General features: G+C 70.0%; 3 protein-coding genes. All 3 read left to right on the forward strand.

The features are described 5' to 3' along the window. A partial coding sequence (locus CH341_RS27840; RefSeq protein ID WP_146604651.1) for a sensor histidine kinase occupies positions 1-1,560 on the forward strand: 1,560 nt, incomplete at its 5' end. 176 nt (positions 1,561-1,736) lie between these two features. Next, a complete protein-coding gene (locus tag CH341_RS27845) occupies positions 1,737-2,543 on the forward strand; it encodes a DUF1194 domain-containing protein (RefSeq protein ID WP_210208645.1) in 807 nt (268 codons plus the stop codon). Positions 2,544-2,805: 262 nt separating this feature from the next. Further along, positions 2,806-3,843: an extracellular solute-binding protein gene (locus CH341_RS27850; protein WP_111422249.1), complete on the forward strand. Its 1,038-nt coding sequence runs from the start codon at positions 2,806-2,808 to the stop codon at positions 3,841-3,843. Positions 3,844-3,932 lie beyond the last annotated feature (89 nt).

Raw genomic sequence — 3,932 nt, forward strand, 5'->3', positions numbered from 1 at the left:
GCTCTTCCGATCTTGGCCGCCGCGCCGCCGGACGGCGCGCGCGAGTCCGCGCTGCGGGAGCGCGGTCCGGGACAGACCTCCACGGCGCTGCTCGAACGGATGCCGGTCGGCGTTTTGGTGTATCGCTTCGACGCGCTGATCTACGCCAACCGCACCTTCCTGGAGACCACCGGATACCCTGATCTGGCAGCGCTTTCGGCCGCGGGCGGCCTCGACAGCCTGTTCGTCGCCGGCGACGCCGATCTCGCCACGACCCCCGATCCGCACGGCCAGCCGCTGGCGATCCTGACCCGGCGCGGCGACCGCAAGCCCGTCGCGGCGCGCCTGTTCGCGGTGCCGTGGAGCGGCGAGAACGCCTTCGCCCTGGTGCTCGCGCCGGCCGGCGAGGAGCGCAGCAAGGCCGGTGACCTCGCGCTGCGCCGCGCCGAGACGACCATCCGCGAGCTGCAGGCGCTGCTCGACACCGCCTTCGACGGCGTCGTCGTGCTGTCCCGCGACGGCCGCATCGTCTCGGCCAACCAGAGCGCCGAGGTTCTGTTCGGCGTCGCCCCCGGCGCCCTCGCCGACGTTCCGTTCGACCAGCTCTTCGCGCCCGAAAGCCGCGAGGCGGTGCAGGAGGGGCTGTCGCGGGTCCGCAAAGGCGGCCGGCTGGCCCTCGATTCCGGCCGCGAGGTCAAGGGCTTAGTCCGCCAGGGCGGGGCCGTTCCGCTGTTCATGACGCTCGGCCCGATGGTCGACGGCAGCGACCGCCTGTGCGCCGTGTTTCGCGACCTGACCGGGACCCGGGCGCCGGTACGCGCCACGACGGTGCGGGAAGCGGCGGAACGCGCCGCCGTTGCCTCGGGTGACGGCGACGCCGCCGTCGACACGACCTCCGGCCTGATGGCCAAGCTCGGGCACGGCCTGCGCACGCCGCTCACCGCCGTGATGGGCTTCGCCGACCTGATGCTGGAGGAGCGCTACGGCCCGGTCGGCAACGAGCGCTATCGCGAGTATCTGCGCGACGTCCGCAATGCCGCCCAGCAGATGGCGTCGCTGCTCGACGACACCCTCAACCTGTCGCAGGCCGAGTGCGGCACGCTCGAGCTGACCTTCGTCTCGGTCGATCTCAACGAGATCGTCCAGGCGGCCGTCAAGACCATGCAGCCGCAAGCCAATCGCGAGCGCATCATCATCCGCTCGTCGATGGCGCCGCGGGTGCCGCCGATCGTCGCCGACATGCGCTCGCTGCACCAGATCATCCTGAACTTGCTCGGCAACGCCATCCGGCTCAGCGGCCCCGGCGGGCAGGTCATCGTGTCCACAGGCCAGAACCAGCAGGGCCATGTGGTGCTGCGGGTGCGCGACACCGGCACCGGCATGAGCCACAAGGATCTGGAGACGGCGCTGCAGCCGTTCGCGCGGGCCGACACGGCGCCCCCGGCCGGCAATGGCCTCGGCCTGCCGCTCACCAAGGCGCTGGCCGAGGCGAACCGCGGCACCTTCGCGATCACCAGCCGGGTCAACGACGGCACGCTCGTCGAGGTCACGTTCCCGCGACCGAAGATTCCGGCCGAGTAGGCGCGCCTTTCTCGCTCCGGATCTTTCCTGTCATACTGGCGTTATGCTTCGAGCCGCGGCCGTGAGGCCGCGTGACTGCGCCGTTCCGCGACACCCCCGCGCGGCCCGGTCCGCGACGGGGCCGTCGTTCGGTTCGGCCGGCTCGATCGTGCGCCGGGGGCGATCGGAGGTCGGCGATGCGCGGCATCTGGATGCGCGACACCTGCATGCGCGACACCCTGCGGGCCGTGCTCGCGGCCGCGGCCCTGGCCCTCGGCATGGTCGCCCCGTCCCAGGTCCGCGCCGAGGAGGTCGATCTTCTGCTCGCGCTCGCCGCCGACGTGTCGCGCAGCGTCGACAGCCAAAAGTTCCAGCTCCAGCGCGACGGCTACGCCGCCGCCCTTCAGGATCCGCGGGTCGTCGCCGCCATCACGGGCGGGACGCTCGGCCGCATCGCGGTCTCCTATATCGAGTGGTCGGGCGCCGGAAACCAGAAGGTCGTCATCGACTGGACAGTGGTGCGCGATGCCGACAGCGCCGGCAAGTTCGCGACGCAGTTGCTGGAGAGCTCGCGCGCCTTCGCCGACCGCACCTCGATCTCGGGCGGCATCGATTTCGCCGCCGTGCAGTTCGAGCGCGCGCCGATGACGGCGCGGCGACGGACCATCGACGTGTCGGGCGACGGCACCAACAATTCGGGACGCGACGTCACGGCGGCGCGCGACGAGGCGGTGGCCAAGGGCATCTCCATCAACGGTTTGGTGATCCTGACCGAGCAGCCGCTGTCGTGGAACGCCGAGCACACCAATCCGGCCGGCGGGCTCGAAGCCTATTTTCGCAACAACGTCATCGGGGGGCCGGGCGCCTTCGTGCTCACGGCGCAGGATTTCAACGCCTTCGGCCAGGCGATGATCAGCAAGCTGGTCGCCGAGATCGCCGCCGCTTCGCCGCCGTCCCGCGCGGCCGCGGTCGTGGCGCCTCGTCCCGATGCGAGCCGAGACTGAGTAGGTCGGCGGCGTAGTGCCGGCATGATCCGCGGCCTGGCGTCGCAGCACCGGCGTCGCGCCCGGACGCGACGCACGCGCTGCCCGCTCGGCCGCCGAGGCGCTCTGACAAATTTCCCTCGCGCTTCGAACGCTTCCAATCTCGGAACTCTTCCAAGTTGTTGACCTTCGGCCGGAATTCTTGACGCTTGCGGGCCAGCTCCCGTACCTGTGGCGGGGTCGCCGACACGTGCCCGCGCCCCCCGTCCCACAGGAGCCGTTCATGCCGACGAGCCCGCTCTCCTCGCGTCCCGCCCGCCTTCTCGCAACCGTCGCCCTGCTCGCCGCGGCGCCGACGGCCGCCCTGGCGCAGGCCGGCGAGGTCAATGTCTACACCTATCGCGAGGCGAAGCTCGTCGCGCCGCTGTTCGAGGCTTTCACCAAGGACACGGGCATCAAGGTCAACACGATCTCGGCGAGCAGCGGCCTCGAGCAGCGCATCGCCACCGAAGGCGCCAACAGCCCGGCCGACGTGCTGCTGACCGTCGACATCGGCCGCATCAAGGATGCGATCGATCTCGGCGTCGCCCAGCCGATCAAGTCCACCGTGGTCGAGACCGTGGTGCCGGCGCAGTACCGTGATCCGGGCGGCCTCTGGTCGGCGATCTCGGTGCGGGCCCGTGTCGTCTACGCCTCCAAGGACCGCGTGCCTCAGAACGAGATCACCTACGAGGACCTCGCCGATCCGAAGTGGAAGGGGCGCATCTGCATCCGTTCCGGCCAGCACATCTACAACAACGCCCTGTTCGCGGCCTACATCGCCCATCACGGCGAGGCCAAGGGCGAGGAGTGGCTGAAGGGCCTCAAGGCGAACCTCGCCCAGAAGCCCTCGGGCGGCGACCGCGAGGTGGCGCGCGACATCGCCGCCGGCAAGTGCGACATCGGCGTCGGCAATACCTACTACTGGGCGCTGATGAACGACCGCGAAGCCGACAAGAAGGCGTGGGCCGACGCCACCAAGGTGATCCTTCCGACCTTCAAGGACGGCGGGACGCACATGAACGTGTCCGCCGTCGTGCTCGCGAAGAACGCACCCAACAGGGCGAACGGCGTCAAGCTGATCGAATGGCTGCTCGGCGACACGGCCCAGCATCTTTATGCCGACGTCAATTACGAGTACCCGATCAAGGCCGGGATCAAGATCAATCCGACCATCGCGGGCTACGGCGAGCTGACCGCCGACAAGCTGCCGATCGTGACCATCGCCGAGAACAAGAAGAAGGCGGCGACCCTGGTCGACAAGGTGGGCTTCGACAACTGAGCAGTTTCGGCACGGTGCGCCCTTCACCTCCCCCTGGAGGGGGGAGGTCGGCGGACGAAGTCCGCCGGGAGGGGGTGACGGCGCCGGCT

Origin of the sequence: Rhodoplanes roseus (assembly GCF_003258865.1) — a bacterium.
Lineage (GTDB): Bacteria > Pseudomonadota > Alphaproteobacteria > Rhizobiales > Xanthobacteraceae > Rhodoplanes > Rhodoplanes roseus.